Origin of the sequence: Geodermatophilus bullaregiensis (genome assembly GCF_016907675.1) — a bacterium.
Classification (GTDB): domain Bacteria; phylum Actinomycetota; class Actinomycetes; order Mycobacteriales; family Geodermatophilaceae; genus Geodermatophilus; species Geodermatophilus bullaregiensis.
Map to the genome: position 1 here is coordinate 1,923,823 of NZ_JAFBCJ010000001.1, position 16,988 is coordinate 1,940,810.

The window sequence follows — 16,988 nt, forward strand, 5'->3', positions numbered from 1 at the left end:
TTAGCAACGACGACGACGGAGTCCCTGCCCCCACCACTCGCGAGCTCGCGGCGGGGCCTGCAGGGGCCGCATCCGGTCCGCCTCCGCAGTGGCGGACCGGGCAGCAGACGACCCCCGGGGCTGGTGCACCCCGGGGGTCGTCGTCGCTCAGATGCGGGTGGTGCTGCCCCCGGCCGCGACGACCTTCTCGGCCGCCGAGCCCGAGAAGGCGTGCGCGTGCACGTGGACCCGGACGCCGCCGAGGTCCCCGGTGCCGAGGACCTTGACCGGCTGACCGCGGCGGACGGCGCCCGCTGCGGCGAGGGAGTCGGGGTCGACGTGCCCGCCCTGGGGGAAGAGCGCCGCGATCCGGTCGAGGTTGACGACCTGGAACACGACCTTGTTGTTGTTCTTGAAGCCGGACATCTTGGGCAGCCGCATGTGCAGCGGCGTCTGGCCGCCCTCGAAGCGCGGGGAGGTGTTGCCCCGCGCCCCGCTGCCCTTGGTGCCGCGACCGGCGGTCTTGCCCTTGGAGCCCTCACCCCGGCCGACGCGCGTCTTGGGGGTGTGGGCGCCCGGGGCAGGACGCAGGTGGTGGACCTTGATGGTCATGTCAGAGTCCCTCCTCGCCCGTGGCGCGGACCTCTTCGACGGTGACGAGGTGGGTCACCGTGGCGACCATCCCGCGGATCTCGGGACGGTCCTCCTGCACGACCGTGTCGTTGATCCGCTTGAGGCCCAGGGACCGCAGCGTCTGCCGCTGGTTGGGCTTCGTGCCGATCGTCGACCGGACCTGGGTCACCTTCAGCTGTGCCACGTCAGACCCCCTGACCCGCACGCGCCCGCAGCATGGCGGCCGGGGCGACGTCCTCGAGGGGCAGCCCGCGACGGGCGGCGATCTCCTCGGGGCGGACGAGGTCCTTCAGCGCCTGCATGGTGGCGTGCACGATGTTGATGGGGTTCGACGAGCCGAGGCTCTTGGAGAGCACGTCGTGGATGCCCGCGCACTCGAGCACGGCGCGCACCGGACCACCGGCGATGACACCGGTACCCGGGCTGGCCGGCTTGAGCAGCACGACACCGGCGGCGGCCTCACCCTGCACGGGGTGCGGGATGGTGCTGGCGATGCGCGGCACCTTGTAGAAGTGCTTCTTGGCCTCCTCGACACCCTTGGCGATCGCCGCGGGCACCTCCTTGGCCTTGCCGTAGCCGACGCCCACGGTGCCGTCGCCGTCGCCGACGATCACGAGGGCGGTGAAGCTGAAGCGCCGACCGCCCTTGACGACCTTCGACACGCGGTTGATCGCCACCACGCGCTCGATGAAGTTGCTCTTCTCGGCAGGCGCGCCGCCGGGCCCCCGCCCGCCGTCACGACGGTCGCGGCGGTCGTTACCGCCGCCGGCGCCGCCGCCGCGTCGCTGTGGTCCTGGCATCAGACGTCCCTCTCGATCTGCTGGTCGGCCGGGTGAGCGACCGAGTCGTGCGTCAGGCTGTTCATCAGAAGTCCAGCCCGCCCTCTCGTGCACCGTCGGCGAGCGCGGCGATGCGGCCCTGGTAGCGGTTGCCACCACGGTCGAAGACGACCTTGGTGATGCCCGCGGCCGCGGCGCGCTCGGCGACCAGGCTGCCCACCCGGCGGGCCAGGGTGGACTTGTCCCCCTCGGCGCTGCGCAGGCTGGCGTCCAGCGTCGAGGCACTGACCAGGGTACGGCCGACGGTGTCGTCGACGACCTGCACGTGGATGTGCCGCGAGCTGCGGTTGACCACCAGGCGCGGGCGCTCCGCCGTGCCGGCCACCCGCTTCCGGAGCCGGTTGTGGCGGCGCAGCCGCGAGACGCGGCGCGCGGTGCTGATGTCGGTGCCGACGGGCGTGTGCACCCGGGCCACCTTCGCCCCGCTCTGTGAACTGGTCTGTGCCATCACTTACCCGTCTTCCCGACCTTGCGCTTCACGACCTCGCCCTGGTACCGGACGCCCTTGCCCTTGTAGGGGTCCGGCCGGCGCAGCCCGCGGATGTTGGCGGCCACCTGGCCGACCTGCTGCTTGTCGATGCCGGTGACACGCAGGCGCGTGGGCGACTCGACGGTGAACGTGATGCCGTCCGGGGCCCGCACGGGCACCGGGTGGCTGTAGCCGAGGGCGAACTCGAGGTCCGACCCACGCGCCTGGACGCGGTACCCGACACCCACGATCTCGAGTGTCTTGGTGTAGCCCTCGGTGACGCCGGTGATCATGTTGGCGATCAGCGTGCGGGACAGGCCGTGCAGGGCCCGGCTCTCACGCTCGTCGTCGGGGCGCTGCACCGAGAGGACGCCGTCCTCGCCGCGGGCGACCGTGATCGGCGCGGCGACGGTGTGCGCCAGCTGGCCCTTGGGGCCCTTCACGCTGACCGTCTGGCCGTCGACGGACACATCCACGCCGCTCGGCACGGAAATCGGCAGTCGTCCGATCCGTGACATCTCGCTCGCTCCCCTTACCAGACGTAGGCGAGGACTTCCCCGCCCACGCCCTTCTTGTTCGCCTGCCGGTCGGTCAGCAGCCCGGTCGAGGTGGAGATGATGGCCACCCCGAGGCCGCCGAGCACCTTGGGCAGGGCGGTGGACTTCGCGTAGACCCGCAGCCCCGGCTTGGACACCCGGCGCACCCCGGCGATGCTGCGCTCGCGGTTGGGGCCGTACTTCAGGTCGATCACCAGCTCCTTGCGGGTGGCGCCGTCCTTCTCGACCTCGGCGACGCGCCAGCCGGCGATGTAGCCCTCCTGCTGGAGGATCTCGGCGATGTGCGTCTTCAGCTTCGACGACGGCATCGCCGCCTGGTCGTGGTAGGCCGTGTTCGCGTTGCGCAGACGCGTGAGCATGTCCGCGATCGGATCGGTCATCGTCATGGGTGTCGTGCCTCTCTCGCCGCGGTTCCGCACGCGTCCCTCGCGTGGGCCTCTCGGCGATCGGTGGTGCTCGGCCCGCCCCGGCGGTCAGTCGCGGGACGGGTGGTGGAGCGGCCTGGCTGCGGGGCCGCCGGAGTGGCCCCGTCCGGGGTCCCACCCCGGACCGGCGAGGGGTGGGGAGGACGGGGCCGTTCCATCACCAGCTGGACTTGCTCACGCCCGGCAGCTCGCCGGCGTGCGCCATCTCCCGCAGGCAGATCCGGCACAGGCCGAACTTGCGGAAGACCGAGTGCGGACGACCGCACCGCTGGCAGCGGGTGTACCCGCGGACCGCGAACTTGGGCTGGCGGGCCGCCTTGTTGATCAGAGCCTTCTTGGCCATCTGTCTCTCCTGCCCCGGCTCAGCGGGTCGTGGTCACGACGGTGAGGCCGGCGAAGGGGAAACCGAGCAGGCGGAGCAGCTCGCGACCCTCCTCGTCGGTCGTGGCGGTGGTGACGAGGGTGATGTCCATGCCGCGGGGACGGTCGATCTTGTCGACGTCGATCTCGCGGAACATCGACTGCTCGGTCAGCCCGAAGGTGTAGTTGCCGTGGCCGTCGAACTGCCGGGCGTTGAGGCCGCGGAAGTCGCGGATGCGGGGCAGCGCCAGCGCCAGGAGCCGGTCGAGGAACTCCCACATGCGGTCGCCGCGGAGGGTGACCTTGGCGCCGATGGGCATGCCCTCGCGCAGCTTGAACTGGGCGATGGACTTGCGCGCCCGGACGACGGCCGGCCGCTGACCGGTGATGGCGGTGAGGTCGCGGACCGCGCCGTCCATCAGCTTGGCGTCGCGGGTGGCCTCGCCGACGCCCATGTTGACCACGATCTTGGTCAGCCGCGGGATCTGCATGACGTTCGGGTAGCCGAACTCCTCCTGCAGGGCCGGCACGATCGACTCACGGTAGTGCGACAGCAGGCGCGGGAGCTCGCGGGTGGGTGCAGTCATGGTCCTCAGAGGTCCTTACCGGTCCGCCGCGACACCCGGATGTTGCGGCCTTCCTCGTCCTTGCGGTGGCCGACCCGGGTCGGCTTGCCCTCGGAGTCGATCACCATCACGTTGCTGACGTGGATGGGAGCCTCCTGGGTGACGATCCCGCCCGACTGTGCGCCCCGCTGGTTCGAGCTGATGCGGGTGTGCTTCTTGACGCGGCCGACGCCCTCGACGAGGACCTTCTGCAGCTTGGGGTAGGCGGCGATCACGCGGCCCCTGGCGCCCTTGTCCTTGCCGGACAGCACCACGACCGTGTCGCCCTTCTTGACCTTCATGGACGGCGTCCTGCCGGTGTTGGCCATGGTCAGAGCACCTCCGGTGCGAGCGAGATGATCCGCATGAAGCGCTTGTCGCGCAGCTCCCGGCCGACGGGACCGAAGATGCGGGTCCCGCGCGGGTCGCCGCTGTCGCGGATGATGACCGCGGCGTTCTCGTCGAAGCGGATGTAGGAGCCGTCGGGACGACGCCGCTCCTTCGCCGTGCGGACCACGACGGCCTTGACCACGTCGCCGCGCTTGACGCCGGCACCGGGCAGCGCGTCCTTGACGGTCGCCACGATGACGTCGCCGATGCCCGCGTAGCGCCGTCCGGAGCCGCCGAGCACCCGGATGCAGAGGATCTCCTTCGCACCGGTGTTGTCGGCGACCCGGAGCCGCGACTCCTGCTGGATCACGTCCTACTCCCAATCTCAGTGGTGACAGCCGGGCCGGAACGGTGAACCGGCTGTCCGGCACCCACGTGCGGACGCACCGGCAGCTGATGCCGCCGGTGCGTCCGACACGGGTACCGGGATGTGGCGCACACCCGGAGGGGCGCCAGTCGTCCAGGGTACCCGGTCCCGCGAACCCGCCCCGGGGGGCGTGGGTCACAGGGGCCGGACGACCCCGACCGGTGTTACTTGGCCTTCTCGAGGACCTCGACCAGCCGCCACCGCTTGGTGGCCGACAGCGGCCGGGTCTCCATGACCTGCACGCGGTCGCCGATGCCGGCGACCCCCTGCTCGTCGTGCGCCTTGAGCTTGCTGGTGCGCCGGAGGACCTTGCCGTAGAGGCCGTGCTTCACGCGGTCCTCGACCTCGACGACGATGGTCTTGTCCATCTTGTCGCTGACGACCAGGCCCTCGCGGACCTTGCGGTAACCACGACCGGCCAGGCCGGGGCCGCTGGCGACAGCGGTGTTGTCGGGCTCGCTCATGCCACACCCTCGTTCGGGGCGACCGACAGGCCCAGCTCGCGCTCGCGCATGATCGTGTAGATCCGGGCGATGTCGCGACGGACGGTCTGCAGCCGCCGGTTGTTGTCCAGCTGGCCGGTGGCCACCTGGAACCTCAGGTTGAACAGCTCTTCCTTGGACTCACGCAGCCGCGTGGCGAGCTCGTCGGCCGAGAGCTCGCGCAGCTCCGGGGCGGTCAGGCCGGCGGCCATCACACCTCTCCTTCACGCGTGATGAAGCGGCACTTCATGGGCAGCTTGTGGATGGCGCGGCGCATGGCCTCGCGGGCCACCGGCTCGGCCACACCGGAGAGCTCGAAGAGCACCCGGCCCGGCTTGACGTTGGCCACCCACCACTCCGGCGAGCCCTTGCCGGAACCCATGCGGGTCTCGGCCGGCTTCTTGGTCAGCGGACGGTCGGGGTAGATCGAGATCCACACCTTGCCGCCACGCCGGATGTGGCGCGTCATGGCGATACGGGCGGACTCGATCTGCCGGTTGGTCACGTACGCCGGCTCCAGGGCCTGGATGGCGTACTCACCGAAGTTGATCTCGGTGCCGCCCTTGGCCCGGCCGGAGCGGCTCGGGTGGTGCTGCTTGCGGTGCTTGACGCGCCGTGGGATCAGCACGTGTCAGCCCTCCGTCGTGGTCTCGGCCGCGGTCGTCTCGGCCGCGGCGGTCGCCTCGGGCCCGGCGGCCTGGGCGACGGTCTGCTCGGACGACACCTCGCCGGAGGTCACCGCCACGGTGCTGTCGGCGGTCTCCGGGCCGGTCGTGGACTCGGCCGCGGCGCGGCCGGCCTCGGTGCCGCCGGCGGTCGTGCCGCTGGAGCCCGACCGGCGGGGGCGCTGCGGCCGCTCACGGCGCTGCTGCCGGGCGGCGAGGGCCTCGAGGGCCTCCCGCTCGGCACGCGAGCCGCTGACGTCGCCCTTGTAGATCCACACCTTCACGCCGATCCGGCCGAAGGTGGTGCGGGCCTCGTAGAGGCCGTAGTCGATGTTCGCCCGGAGGGTGTGCAGGGGCACGCGGCCCTCGCGGTAGAACTCCGACCGGCTCATCTCGGTGCCGCCCAGGCGCCCGGAGCACTGCACCCGGATGCCCTTGACCTGCGGGCTGCGCTGCGCCGACTGCATCGCCTTGCGCATGGCGCGGCGGAAGCTGACCCGGCTGGACAGCTGCTCGGCCACGGCCTGCGCGACGAGCTGGGCGTCGGCCTCGGGGTTCTTGACCTCGAGGATGTTCAGCTGCACCTGCTTGCCGGTCAGCTTCTCCAGCTCACCGCGGATGCGGTCGGCCTCCGCGCCGCGACGGCCGATGACGATGCCCGGCCGGGCGGTGTGGATGTCGACGCGGACCCGGTCACGGGTGCGCTCGATCTCCACCTTCGAGATGCCGGCGCGCTCCATGCCCTTGGACATGAGCTTGCGGATGGCCACGTCTTCCTTGACGTAGTCCTTGTAGAGCTTGTCGGCGTACCACCGGGACTTGTAGTCGGTGGTGATGCCCAGGCGGAACCCGTGCGGGTTGACCTTCTGACCCACTAGCGGGTCCCTCCCCTCGTGTTGGAGCGCTGCTGCGTGCCCTGCTGCTGGGCAGCCGGGCCGGACTGGCCGGTGCGACGGCGCGCGGTGCGGGACTTGCCGGCGAGCTCGGCACTGGCGCCGACCTCGGTCACCTCGACGGTGATGTGGCTGGTCCGCTTGTTGATGCGGTAGGCCCGGCCCTGGGCGCGCGGACGGATCCGCTTGAGCGTCGGGCCCTCGTCGACGTAGGCCGCGCTCACGACGAGCGCGGCCGGGTCGAGCCGCAGGTTGTGCTCGGCGTTGGCCACGGCGCTGGCGACGACCTTGGCCACCGGCTCGCTGGCCGCCTGCGGGGCGAACCGGAGCAGGGCCAGGGCCTCGTCGGTGGGCAGGTAGCGGACGAGGTCCACCACCCGGCGTGCCTTCATGGGGGCGACGCGGACGAACCGGGCGGTGGCCCGGGCGACCTGCGTCTCCTCTCCCAGCTGCGAAGTCATCTCGTGTCTCTCTCTCCCGGGACCGTGGTCAGCCCCGCCGCGACCGGCGGTCGTCCTTGACGTGACCCCGGAAGGTCCGGGTGGGGGCGAACTCGCCGAGCTTGTGCCCGACCATCGCCTCGGTCACGAAGACCGGGACGTGCTTGCGCCCGTCGTGCACGGCGATGGTGTGGCCGAGCATGTCGGGGATGATCGTCGAGCGCCGCGACCAGGTGCGGATGACGGTCTTGGTGCCCTTGTCGTTCTGCGCGTCCACCTTGGCGAGCAGGTGGTCGTCGACGAACGGGCCCTTCTTCAGGCTGCGTGGCATGTCTGTCGGACTCCTCTACCCGCTCAGCGCTTCTTGTTGGTGCGGCGACGGCGCACGATCAGGGCGTCGCTGGCCTTGCGCTTGCGCGTGCGGCCCTCGGGCTTGCCCTTCGGGTTCACCGGGTGGCGACCACCGGAGGTCTTGCCCTCACCACCACCGTGGGGGTGGTCGACCGGGTTCATGGCGACACCGCGGACGGTCGGGCGCTTGCCCTTCCACCGCATCCGGCCGGCCTTGCCCCAGTTGATGTTGGACTGCTCGGCGTTGCCCACCTCGCCGACCGTCGCGCGGCAGCGGACGTCGACGTTGCGGATCTCGCCCGAGGGCATGCGCAGCTGCGCGAACCGGCCCTCACGGGCGACCAGCTGGACGCTGGTGCCCGCCGAGCGCGCGATCTTGGCGCCGCCACCGGGACGGAGCTCGATGGCGTGCACGACCGTGCCGACCGGGATGTTGCGCAGCGGCAGGTTGTTGCCCGGCTTGATGTCGGCCGCGGGGCCGCACTCCACCGTGTCGCCCTGCTTGAGCCGCGCCGGCGCGAGGATGTAGCGCTTCTCGCCGTCGGCGAAGTGCAGCAGCGCGATGCGCGACGTGCGGTTGGGGTCGTACTCGATGTGGGCGACCTTCGCCGGCACGCCGTCCTTGTCCGCCCGACGGAAGTCGATGAGACGGTAGGCGCGCTTGTGGCCGCCGCCCTGGTGGCGGGCGGTGACCTTCCCGTGCACGTTGCGTCCGCCGCGACCGTGCAGCGGCCGGACCAGCGACTTCTCGGGATGGTCGCGGGTGACCTCGGCGAAGTCGGCGACGCTGGAGCCGCGGCGGCCCGGCGTCGTCGGCTTGTACTTGCGGATGGCCATGGGTCTGGAGTCCCTGTCTGTTCTCTCTGGTCCGGATCAGTGGTCTCGGGCGCGGGTCGGCGTCGGCCGGCTCAGGCGCCCGGGCCGCCGAAGATCTCGATGCGGTCGCCGGGGGCCACCGAGACGATGGCGCGCTTGGTGTCCTTGCGCTTGCCCATGCGGGTGCCGCGGCTGCGCTTGCGCTTGCCCTGGCGGTTCGCGGTGTTCACGGCCAGGACCTTCACGTTGAAGACCTGCTCGACGGCGATCTTGATCTGGGTCTTGTTCGCCTCGGGGAGGACCACGAACGTGTACTGGTTGTCGTCCAGCAGCCCGTAGCTCTTCTCGGAGATGACCGGGGACAGCAGGACGTCCCGGGGGTCGCGGACGCTCATGCCTTGTCCTCGGTGGTGTCGGTGGCGAGGTCGAGGTCGGTGGTGCCCTCGGCCGGCTGGATCGACGGGATCGCACCCGGGATGTCCGGGGTGGTCAGGTCGGGCTTGGCGAGCGAGACGGCACCGCCGTGCGGACCGGCGACGAACTCGGCCAGCGCGGCCTCGGTGAAGACGACCTCGTCGCTGAGCAGCACGTCGTAGGTGTTGAGCTGACCGGCCTCGAGCAGGTGCACCCGCTGCTCGTTGCGCAGGCTCACCCAGTTGAGGTGGTCGTCGCGGTCGAGGACCACGAGCACCCGCTTCGCCGAGGTGATCGAGTCGAGCGTGGCCAGCGCCGCCTTGGTCTTCGGGGCGTCCCCGTCGACGAAGGTGGTGACCACGCGCACGCGGCCCTCACGGGCCCGGTCGGACAGGGCCCCGCGCAGGGCGGCGGCCTTCATCTTCTTGGGCGTGCGCTGCGAGTAGTCGCGCGGCTGGGGCCCGTGGACGGTGCCACCGCCGGTGAACTGCGGCGCGCGGATCGAGCCCTGACGGGCCCGGCCGGTGCCCTTCTGGCGGTAGGGCTTGACGCCACCACCGCTGACGGCGCCGCGCGTCTTCGTCGAGTGCGTGCCCTGGCGCGCGGCGGCCAGCTGGGCCACCACCACCTGGTGCATGAGCGAGACGTTGGCGGTCGTGTCGAACAGGGCGCCGGGCAGCGTGACGCTGCCGGCGGTCTGCCCGCCCGGCGCGCGGACGTCGACCTGGCGGTCGGCGCGCGCGGCCTCGGTCGCGGTCGACTGGGTCACTGGTTGTCACTCCCCACGGGGCCGCCCTTGACCGCCGACCGGACGAGCACGAGCCCACCCTTCGGACCGGGGACGGCACCCTTGATCAGGATGAGGCCGCGCTCGGCGTCGACCTTGTGGACCACGAGCGAGAGCGTCGTCGTCTTGACCGCGCCCATGCGGCCGGCCATGCGCAGGCCCTTGAACACACGGCCCGGGGTGGACGCGCCACCGATCGAGCCGGGCGAGCGGTGCTTGCGCTGGGTGCCGTGCGCGGCGCCCAGGCCCTTGAAGCCGTGACGCTTCATGACGCCGGCGGTGCCCTTGCCCTTGCTGGTGCCGATGACGTCGACCTTGGCCACGCCGTCGAGCACCTCCGCGGTCAGCTCCTGGCCGACCGTGTACTGCGCGGCGTCCTCCGTGCGCAGCTCCACCAGGTGGCGCCGCGGCGTGACACCCGCCTTGGCGAAGTGCCCGCCCTCGGGCCTGTTCACCTTGCGGGGGTCGATCTCGCCGAAGCCGAGCTGGAGGGCCGAGTAGCCGTCCACCTCGGGGGTGCGCACCTGCGTCACCACGCACGGACCCGCCTTGACGACGGTGACCGGCACCATGCGGTTGTTCTCGTCGAACACCTGGGTCATCCCCAGCTTCTCGCCGAGGAGCCCGCGGAACGTACTCGCCATGACTGGTCTCGGTCCCTTACTGGATGTTCACGTCGACCGAGGCCGGCAGGTCGATGCGCATGAGCGCGTCGACCGTCTTCGGCGTCGGGTCGAGGATGTCGATGAGGCGCTTGTGCGTGCGCATCTCGAAGTGCTCGCGCGAGTCCTTGTACTTGTGCGGCGAGCGGATGACGCAGTACACGTTCTTCTCCGTCGGCAGCGGCACCGGGCCGACGACGCGCGCACCGGTCTTCGTCACCGTGTCGACGATGCGCCGCGCCGAGGCGTCGATGGCCTCGTGGTCGTAGGCCTTCAGCCGGATGCGGATCTTCTGTCCCGCCATCGCTGTCTTCTGCTCCTGCCGATCGGTGGTCTTCGTAGCCGGGGAACGCCGGGTGTGTCCGGACGTCATCCGGTCAGGGCCCCAGCGGGTGGGTGGCGGCGCACACAGGCGCCGGCCACCCGGGGACGGGCGGCGGTGCAGAGGCGCACCGCCGCCCGTCGGGGTGGTGTTACTTGATGATCTTGGTGACGCGACCGGCGCCGACGGTGCGGCCACCCTCACGGATGGCGAACCGCAGGCCCTCCTCCATGGCGATCGGCTGGATCAGCTCGACCGTCATCTCGGTGTTGTCGCCCGGCATGACCATCTCGGTGCCGGCCGGCAGGGTCACGACGCCCGTGACGTCCGTGGTCCGGAAGTAGAACTGGGGCCGGTAGTTGTTGAAGAACGGCGTGTGACGGCCACCCTCGTCCTTCGAGAGGATGTAGACCGAACCCTCGAAGTTGGTGTGCGGGGTGATCGAGCCGGGCTTCACGACGACCTGGCCGCGCTCCACGTCCTCGCGCTTGATGCCGCGCAGCAGCAGACCCACGTTGTCACCGGCCTGGCCCTGGTCGAGCAGCTTGCGGAACATCTCGACGCCGGTGACGGTGGTCGAGGTCGAGTTCGGGCGGATGCCGACGATCTCGACGGTCTCCGACACCTTGACGATGCCGCGCTCCACGCGACCGGTGACGACGGTGCCGCGACCGGTGATAGTGAAGACGTCCTCGACCGGCATGAGGAACGGCTTGTCGATCTCACGCTCGGGCTCGGGGATCGCCGTGTCGACGGCGGTCATGAGCTCCATGAGCTTGTCGCCCCACTCGGCGTCGCCCTCGAGGGCCTTCAGCGCCGAGACGCGGACCACGGGGACGTCGTCGCCCGGGAACTCGTACTCGGACAGCAGCTCGCGCACCTCCAGCTCGACGAGCTCGAGGATCTCCTCGTCGTCGACCATGTCGGCCTTGTTCAGCGCCACGACGATGTAGGGGACACCGACCTGGCGGGCCAGGAGGACGTGCTCCTTGGTCTGCGGCATCGGGCCGTCGGTCGCGGCGACCACCAGGATGGCGCCGTCCATCTGCGCCGCACCGGTGATCATGTTCTTGATGTAGTCGGCGTGCCCGGGGCAGTCGACGTGCGCGTAGTGACGGTTCTCCGTCTGGTACTCGACGTGGGCGATCGAGATCGTGATGCCGCGGGCCTTCTCCTCGGGCGCCTTGTCGATCTGGTCGAAGGCCGACGCCTCGTTGAGGTCCGGGTACTTGTCGTGCAGCACCTTGGTGATTGCCGCGGTCAGCGTGGTCTTACCGTGGTCGATGTGCCCGATGGTGCCGATGTTGACGTGCGGCTTGGTCCGCTCGAACTTGGCCTTGGCCACTGGGTTCCTCTCCTCGTGGTGTCGCAGTCGTGCGCGAACTCTGGGGTGGGCTTGCTGGGGGCCGGGCGGGGACGTACCCCGCCCGGCGGGTCACTCGCCGGTGGCCTTGGCGATGATCTCCTTGGCCACGTTCTGCGGGACCTCGGCGTACGAGTCGAACACCATGGTGTAGCTCGCCCGCCCCTGGGTGCGGCTGCGCAGGTCGCCCACGTAGCCGAACATCTCCGAGAGCGGGACCAGGGCCCGGACGACGCGGGCGCCGGAGCGCTCCTCCATCGCCTGGATCATCCCGCGCCGGGAGTTCAGGTCGCCGATGACGTCGCCCATGTAGTCCTCGGGCGTGACGACCTCGACGGCCATCATCGGCTCGAGCAGGGCCGGGCTGGCCTTGCGCGCGGCCTCCTTGAAGACCATCGAGCCGGCAATCTTGAAGGCCATCTCCGAGGAGTCGACCTCGTGGTACTGGCCGTCGACGAGGGTGGCCTTGACGCCCACCATCGGGTAGCCGGCGAGGATGCCGTACTGCATGGCGTCCTGCATGCCCTGGTCGACCGAGGGGATGTACTCCCTCGGGATGCGACCACCGGTGACGGCGTTGACGAACTCGTAGGTCGGGCCGTCGGCGGCGACCTCCAGCGGCTCGATGCTGACCTGCACCTTGGCGAACTGGCCGGACCCACCCGTCTGCTTCTTGTGGGTGTAGTCGACCTTCTCGACCAGCTTGCGGATGGTCTCGCGGTAGGCGACCTGCGGCTTGCCGACGTTGGCCTCGACCTTGAACTCGCGCCGCATGCGGTCGACGAGGATCTCCAGGTGCAGCTCGCCCATGCCGGAGATGACCGTCTGGCCGGTCTCCTCGTCGAGCTTGACCTGGAAGGTCGGGTCCTCCTCGGCCAGCTTCTGGATGGCCGTGCCCAGCTTCTCCTGGTCGCCCTTGGTCTTGGGCTCGATGGCGACCGAGATGACCGGGGCCGGGAAGGTCATCGACTCGAGGATCACCGGGTTCTGCGGGTCGCAGAGGGTGTCCCCCGTGGTCGTCTGCTTCAGCCCGACGACGGCGACGATCTGACCGGCACCCACGCCCGCGCGCTCCTCGCGCTTGTTGGCGTGCATCTGGTAGATCTTGCCGATCCGCTCCTTGCGGTCCTTGGTGCTGTTGAGCACCGGGGACCCGGAGCTGAGCCGGCCGGAGTAGACCCGGACGTAGGTCAGCTTGCCGAGGTGCTGGTCGGTCTGGATCTTGAAGGCCAGCGCCGAGAACGGCTCGTCCTCGTCGGCGTGCCGCAGGACCTCGGTCTCGCCGTCCATGGCGGTGCCGACGATGGCCTCGACGTCCAGCGGGCTGGGCAGGTAGTCGGTCACGGCGTCGAGCAGGGGCTGGATGCCCTTGTTCTTGAACGCCGTGCCGGTCAGCACCGGGTTGACCTGCGCGGCGATGGTCGCCTTGCGGATGGCGGCCTTGAGCCGCTCGACGGAGATCTCCTCGCCGCCGAGGTAGGCCTCCATGAGCTCGTCGTCGGTCTCGGCGATGGTCTCGAGCAGCTTCTCGCGGTACTCGGCGGCCTGGTCGGCGAGCTCGGCCGGGATCTCCTCGGTGGCGTACTCCTCACCCATCGCGGTCTCCCCGCGCCAGGTGAGGGCCTTCATCTGCACCAGGTCGACGACGCCGATGAAGTCGGCCTCGGCACCGATCGGCAGCTGCAGCACGGCCGGGTTGGCGCCGAGCCGCTCGACCATCATGTCGACGCAGCGGAAGAAGTCCGCGCCGGTGCGGTCGAGCTTGTTGACGAAGCACATGCGCGGGACGCTGTACTTCTCGGCCTGCCGCCAGACCTGCTCGGTCTGCGGCTCGACGCCGGCGACACCGTCGTAGACGGCCACGGCACCGTCGAGCACGCGCAGGGACCGCTCCACCTCGACGGTGAAGTCGACGTGCCCGGGGGTGTCGATGATGTTGATGTCGTGGTCGTTCCAGGAGCACTTCGTCGCGGCCGACGTGATGGTGATGCCGCGCTCCTGCTCCTGCTCCATCCAGTCCATCGTGGCCGCGCCGTCGTGGACCTCACCGATCTTGTAGTTGATACCGGTGTAGAAGAGGATGCGCTCGGTCGTCGTGGTCTTGCCCGCGTCGATGTGCGCCATGATCCCGATGTTGCGGGTCTTGGCGAGCTGGGCCTCGTTGCTGGCCATTCCTCACTCCTCTTTGCTTCGGGTCCGCGTGCGGACGTCCGGGGGTGGCCCGGACCCGTCCGCCGGCCGCGGGGTGCTGGCTGGGCCAGCGCGGTGCGACTACCAGCGGTAGTGCGCGAAGGCCTTGTTCGACTCGGCCATCTTGTGGGTGTCCTCGCGGCGCTTGACCGCGGCACCGAGGCCGTTGCTGGCGTCGAGCAGCTCGTTCATGAGGCGCTCGGTCATCGTCTTCTCCCGGCGGGCGCGGCTGTACTGGATCAGCCAGCGCAGGCCGAGGGTGGTGCTCCGGGACGCGCGGACCTCGACCGGGACCTGGTAGGTCGCACCGCCGACGCGGCGGCTGCGGACCTCGAGGGCCGGCTTGACGTTGTCCAGCGCGCGCTTGAGCGTCACCACCGGGTCGGTGTCGGTCTTGGCGCGGGCACCCTCGAGGGCGCCGTAGACGATCGCCTCGGCGACCGAGCGCTTGCCGTCGACGAGGACCTTGTTCACCAGCTGGGTGACCAGCGGCGACTGGTAGACCGGGTCGGCGACCAGCGGACGGCGCGGCGCGGGGCCCTTGCGCGGCATTAGCTCTTCTCCTTCTTCGCGCCGTAGCGGCTGCGGGCCTGCTTGCGGTTGCGGACACCCTGGGTGTCCAGCGAGCCACGGATGATCTTGTAGCGCACACCCGGGAGGTCCTTCACGCGGCCGCCGCGCACGAGCACCATCGAGTGCTCCTGCAGGTTGTGGCCGACACCCGGGATGTAGGCGGTCACCTCGATGCCACTGGTGAGGCGGACGCGAGCGACCTTGCGCAGCGCCGAGTTCGGCTTCTTCGGCGTCGTCGTGTACACGCGGGTGCACACGCCGCGACGCTGAGGGGAGCCCTTCAACGCCGGGGTCTTGGTCTTCTCGACCTTGTCCTCGCGGCCCTTGCGGACCAGCTGGTTGATCGTGGGCATGGGTGGCCTGGATCTCCTACCTGCGCTGCGGTTGTGCTGCGGACGGTGCTGCTGTCGTGTCGCCGGTGCCGGTCCTGCTGGGGTCGCCCGTTCGCAGCCACACCCACCATCCGGTCCCCGCGGTCGGGCGTGTCGCCCTTCCCGGAACCGGCCGGTGAGTCGAACCGGATCGGTCGCCCCCCGCGACTCGGCGCCGCCACCTCCGGCGACCGTCCTCGTGGACGGTCCGGCCGATGGGGACCCGCGGCCAGGAGGACGGACCTCCGGACACCCAGGCGCACCGCGAACGGGAGCAGGCCCAGGGCACCCTGGGCACGGCTCACCACGATACCCGCGTGCTCGGAGCCGGTCAAAGCCGGGTCCCGGGCACCGGGTGGGCAGGCGGACCTGCCTCCCGGACGGGACACCGGTCACAACGGCGCAGGTGTCCGGGGCATTCCGGACGCCGGCTGTGCAGGACACGGCGGCGGGTTCGAGGACTGTACCGCGGTGCCGGCCGGACGCCAGGGTCACGACACCGCCGGCTGCGGCGGCCGCCGTCGGCACCCACGCGACTGTCACCCCCTGCCCCTACCGTCGGTCGCAGCAGAGCAACCCACAGCAACGGAGGTCACCCGTGCAGATCGACTCGGCGCGCGAGCTCAAGGCGCGCCTGTCCGCGCGGCTGGCCGAGGGGTTCCCCCCGGTCACCGCCAGCGACCTGGGCGGCCGGGTCTGGACCCGGCCGGCGATCGGACTGGTCCCGGTGGCGCCGGGCCGGGCCCACCTGGCCATCCGGGTCGCCGCCGCCGACGACGCCCGGGTGCTGCTCACCGACCTCTCCGACGTGCTGCGCGCCGAGGTCGACGTCCGGGTGACCGGGCCGATACTGCCGCAGTCCGCCCCCACCCCCGGTGGGTTGCAGCAGCACACCCGCCCGCTGGTCCCCGGGCTCTCGGTCGCCCACCCCGCTGCGAGCGCCGGGACGCTCGGCGGGTTCGTCCGGCTCGGCGGGCGGCTGGCCGTCCTGTCCAACAACCACGTCCTGGCCGCCAGTGACGCCGGCGCGGTGGGCGACGCCGTCCTGCAGCCCGGCCCGGCCGACGGTGGCGTGCCGGCCGACCGGGTCGCCACGCTCGCCGCCTTCCAGCGGTTCACCGGCTCGCGCAACCGCGTCGATGCCGCCGTCGCCGTCCTCGACGAGGGCGTCGACGCCGAGCCCGGCCGGCTGCCGGGCGGGCCGCTCGGCACCGCGGTGCCCGACGGGGTCGAGGTCGAGCCGGACGAGCAGGTGGAGAAGGTCGGCCGGACGACCGGGCACACCCGGGGCCGGATCACCGCCGTCGAGGTCGACGGGGTCGCCGTCCAGTACGACGACGGCGTGCACGTCTTCGACGACCAGATCGAGATCGAGGGGCTGACGGGGACCTTCTCCGCCGGCGGCGACAGCGGCTCGGTCATCTGGCGCAGCGCCGACCGCGCGCCGCTGGCGCTGCTGTTCGCCGGGAGCGGCGAGGGCGGCAGCACCGGTGCCGGGCTGACCTTCGCCAACCCGCTCTCGACCGTGCTGTCCACCCTCGGGGTGGAGTGGGTCGCCTCCTGAGGTCCTCCCCGGGTCGGGGGGATGTCGCTCTGGGCGGGGACGGGGCACCATGGGGAGGTGACCGAGCCCGCGCGGCCGCCCGGGGCTCCCCGCTCCCCCGGGCGCCGGGCCGCCGGGCGTCAGCGAGGAGACCTCGTGACCGACCGTGCCGCCGCCCGCGCCGCCAAGCAGACCCTCGCCGACCAGTTGTCCTCCCAGGCGGGGGTGGTCGGCATCGGCCTGGCCCGGCGCGACAGCGGCTACGTCGTCAAGGTCGACGTCGCCGACGCGGACGCGGCCGGCCGGGTCCCCCGCGACGTCGACGGCGTCCGCGTGGTCACCGAGGTCGTCGGCGTGATCCGGCCCCTGCGCAGCCGCACCGCCTGACCCCATCGCCTGACCCACCGGCGTCCCCTCCGAGCCGCCGGCCCGCTCCCCGGCACCCGCTACGGTCGCGCTGGCGCCGACGAGGGCGCCGCCGACCAGAGGAGT

Annotated in this window: 27 protein-coding genes; 2 read left to right on the forward strand and 25 right to left on the reverse strand. The window is 71.1% G+C overall.

Annotated elements, in window-relative coordinates:
• Positions 1-147: 147 nt before the first annotated feature.
• The 25 genes from rplO to rpsL form a co-directional block, all read right to left on the reverse strand.
• Positions 148-591, reverse strand: coding sequence for a 50S ribosomal protein L15 (rplO, locus tag JOD57_RS09015; protein ID WP_204691731.1), 444 nt, complete (start codon positions 589-591; stop codon positions 148-150).
• Between the two features lies 1 nt (position 592).
• Positions 593-796, reverse strand: coding sequence for a 50S ribosomal protein L30 (rpmD, locus tag JOD57_RS09020; protein ID WP_204691732.1), 204 nt, complete (start codon positions 794-796; stop codon positions 593-595).
• Position 797: 1 nt separating this feature from the next.
• Entirely contained in the window at positions 798-1,412 is a 615-nt protein-coding gene (rpsE, locus tag JOD57_RS09025) for a 30S ribosomal protein S5 (RefSeq protein WP_072919083.1), read from the reverse strand.
• A 64-nt stretch (positions 1,413-1,476) separates the two neighbouring features.
• On the reverse strand, positions 1,477-1,857 hold the full coding sequence (gene rplR, locus JOD57_RS09030; protein ID WP_204691733.1) for a 50S ribosomal protein L18: 381 nt from the start codon (positions 1,855-1,857) through the stop codon (positions 1,477-1,479).
• A 41-nt stretch (positions 1,858-1,898) separates the two neighbouring features.
• Positions 1,899-2,438 (reverse strand): 50S ribosomal protein L6, encoded by a 540-nt coding sequence (rplF, locus tag JOD57_RS09035; RefSeq protein ID WP_204691734.1) that lies wholly within the window; start codon positions 2,436-2,438, stop codon positions 1,899-1,901.
• Positions 2,439-2,452: 14 nt separating this feature from the next.
• Positions 2,453-2,857 (reverse strand): 30S ribosomal protein S8, encoded by a 405-nt coding sequence (rpsH, locus tag JOD57_RS09040; RefSeq protein WP_443667584.1) that lies wholly within the window; start codon positions 2,855-2,857, stop codon positions 2,453-2,455.
• A gap of 202 nt (positions 2,858-3,059) precedes the next feature.
• A complete protein-coding gene (locus JOD57_RS09045) occupies positions 3,060-3,245 on the reverse strand; it encodes a type Z 30S ribosomal protein S14 (protein WP_204691736.1) in 186 nt (61 codons plus the stop codon).
• Between the two features lie 19 nt (positions 3,246-3,264).
• The gene (gene rplE / locus JOD57_RS09050; protein ID WP_204691737.1) at positions 3,265-3,849 is read right to left on the reverse strand and encodes a 50S ribosomal protein L5; all 585 of its coding nucleotides are present in this window, start codon (positions 3,847-3,849) and stop codon (positions 3,265-3,267) included.
• A 5-nt stretch (positions 3,850-3,854) separates the two neighbouring features.
• A complete protein-coding gene (gene rplX, locus JOD57_RS09055) occupies positions 3,855-4,196 on the reverse strand; it encodes a 50S ribosomal protein L24 (RefSeq protein WP_438940560.1) in 342 nt (113 codons plus the stop codon).
• A 2-nt stretch (positions 4,197-4,198) separates the two neighbouring features.
• Positions 4,199-4,567, reverse strand: a complete 369-nt coding sequence (gene rplN / locus JOD57_RS09060) for a 50S ribosomal protein L14 (protein ID WP_072919076.1) — start codon at positions 4,565-4,567, stop codon at positions 4,199-4,201.
• 221 nt (positions 4,568-4,788) lie between these two features.
• Complete coding sequence (rpsQ, locus tag JOD57_RS09065; protein ID WP_204691738.1) at positions 4,789-5,088, reverse strand: 30S ribosomal protein S17; 300 nt, start codon at positions 5,086-5,088, stop codon at positions 4,789-4,791.
• A complete protein-coding gene (rpmC, locus tag JOD57_RS09070) occupies positions 5,085-5,318 on the reverse strand; it encodes a 50S ribosomal protein L29 (RefSeq protein WP_040338545.1) in 234 nt (77 codons plus the stop codon). Before rpmC ends, rpsQ begins: the two co-directional genes overlap by 4 nt.
• A complete protein-coding gene (gene rplP / locus JOD57_RS09075) occupies positions 5,318-5,734 on the reverse strand; it encodes a 50S ribosomal protein L16 (protein WP_014377986.1) in 417 nt (138 codons plus the stop codon). Before rplP ends, rpmC begins: the two co-directional genes overlap by 1 nt.
• Positions 5,735-5,737: 3 nt before the next feature.
• Positions 5,738-6,646, reverse strand: coding sequence for a 30S ribosomal protein S3 (rpsC, locus tag JOD57_RS09080; protein WP_204691739.1), 909 nt, complete (start codon positions 6,644-6,646; stop codon positions 5,738-5,740).
• Entirely contained in the window at positions 6,646-7,125 is a 480-nt protein-coding gene (rplV, locus tag JOD57_RS09085; protein WP_204691741.1) for a 50S ribosomal protein L22, read from the reverse strand. Before rplV ends, rpsC begins: the two co-directional genes overlap by 1 nt.
• Before the next feature lie 28 nt (positions 7,126-7,153).
• The gene (gene rpsS / locus JOD57_RS09090) at positions 7,154-7,435 is read right to left on the reverse strand and encodes a 30S ribosomal protein S19 (RefSeq protein WP_091362959.1); all 282 of its coding nucleotides are present in this window, start codon (positions 7,433-7,435) and stop codon (positions 7,154-7,156) included.
• A 23-nt stretch (positions 7,436-7,458) separates the two neighbouring features.
• On the reverse strand, positions 7,459-8,292 hold the full coding sequence (gene rplB, locus JOD57_RS09095) for a 50S ribosomal protein L2 (RefSeq protein ID WP_204691742.1): 834 nt from the start codon (positions 8,290-8,292) through the stop codon (positions 7,459-7,461).
• Between the two features lie 71 nt (positions 8,293-8,363).
• Positions 8,364-8,666: a 50S ribosomal protein L23 gene (rplW, locus tag JOD57_RS09100; RefSeq protein ID WP_204691743.1), complete on the reverse strand. Its 303-nt coding sequence runs from the start codon at positions 8,664-8,666 to the stop codon at positions 8,364-8,366.
• Positions 8,663-9,454, reverse strand: coding sequence for a 50S ribosomal protein L4 (gene rplD, locus JOD57_RS09105; RefSeq protein WP_204691744.1), 792 nt, complete (start codon positions 9,452-9,454; stop codon positions 8,663-8,665). Before rplD ends, rplW begins: the two co-directional genes overlap by 4 nt.
• Entirely contained in the window at positions 9,451-10,116 is a 666-nt protein-coding gene (rplC, locus tag JOD57_RS09110; protein WP_204691745.1) for a 50S ribosomal protein L3, read from the reverse strand. Before rplC ends, rplD begins: the two co-directional genes overlap by 4 nt.
• 16 nt (positions 10,117-10,132) lie before the next feature.
• Complete coding sequence (rpsJ, locus tag JOD57_RS09115) at positions 10,133-10,438, reverse strand: 30S ribosomal protein S10 (protein ID WP_014742859.1); 306 nt, start codon at positions 10,436-10,438, stop codon at positions 10,133-10,135.
• Positions 10,439-10,607: 169 nt separating this feature from the next.
• On the reverse strand, positions 10,608-11,801 hold the full coding sequence (gene tuf, locus JOD57_RS09120) for an elongation factor Tu (RefSeq protein ID WP_091108670.1): 1,194 nt from the start codon (positions 11,799-11,801) through the stop codon (positions 10,608-10,610).
• A gap of 90 nt (positions 11,802-11,891) precedes the next feature.
• A complete protein-coding gene (fusA, locus tag JOD57_RS09125; protein ID WP_204691746.1) occupies positions 11,892-13,991 on the reverse strand; it encodes an elongation factor G in 2,100 nt (699 codons plus the stop codon).
• Between the two features lie 99 nt (positions 13,992-14,090).
• Positions 14,091-14,561 (reverse strand): 30S ribosomal protein S7, encoded by a 471-nt coding sequence (gene rpsG, locus JOD57_RS09130; RefSeq protein ID WP_073421335.1) that lies wholly within the window; start codon positions 14,559-14,561, stop codon positions 14,091-14,093.
• The gene (gene rpsL, locus JOD57_RS09135; protein WP_012950487.1) at positions 14,561-14,935 is read right to left on the reverse strand and encodes a 30S ribosomal protein S12; all 375 of its coding nucleotides are present in this window, start codon (positions 14,933-14,935) and stop codon (positions 14,561-14,563) included. The genes rpsG and rpsL overlap by 1 nt, the downstream gene beginning before the upstream one ends.
• A gap of 616 nt (positions 14,936-15,551) precedes the next feature.
• Between rpsL and JOD57_RS09140 the strand changes: the two genes are divergently transcribed.
• Both JOD57_RS09140 and JOD57_RS09145 read left to right on the forward strand, forming a co-directional pair.
• Complete coding sequence (locus JOD57_RS09140) at positions 15,552-16,517, forward strand: chymotrypsin family serine protease (protein WP_204691747.1); 966 nt, start codon at positions 15,552-15,554, stop codon at positions 16,515-16,517.
• A 135-nt stretch (positions 16,518-16,652) separates the two neighbouring features.
• Positions 16,653-16,883 (forward strand): hypothetical protein, encoded by a 231-nt coding sequence (locus JOD57_RS09145; protein WP_204691748.1) that lies wholly within the window; start codon positions 16,653-16,655, stop codon positions 16,881-16,883.
• The last annotated feature ends 105 nt before the right edge of the window (positions 16,884-16,988 follow it).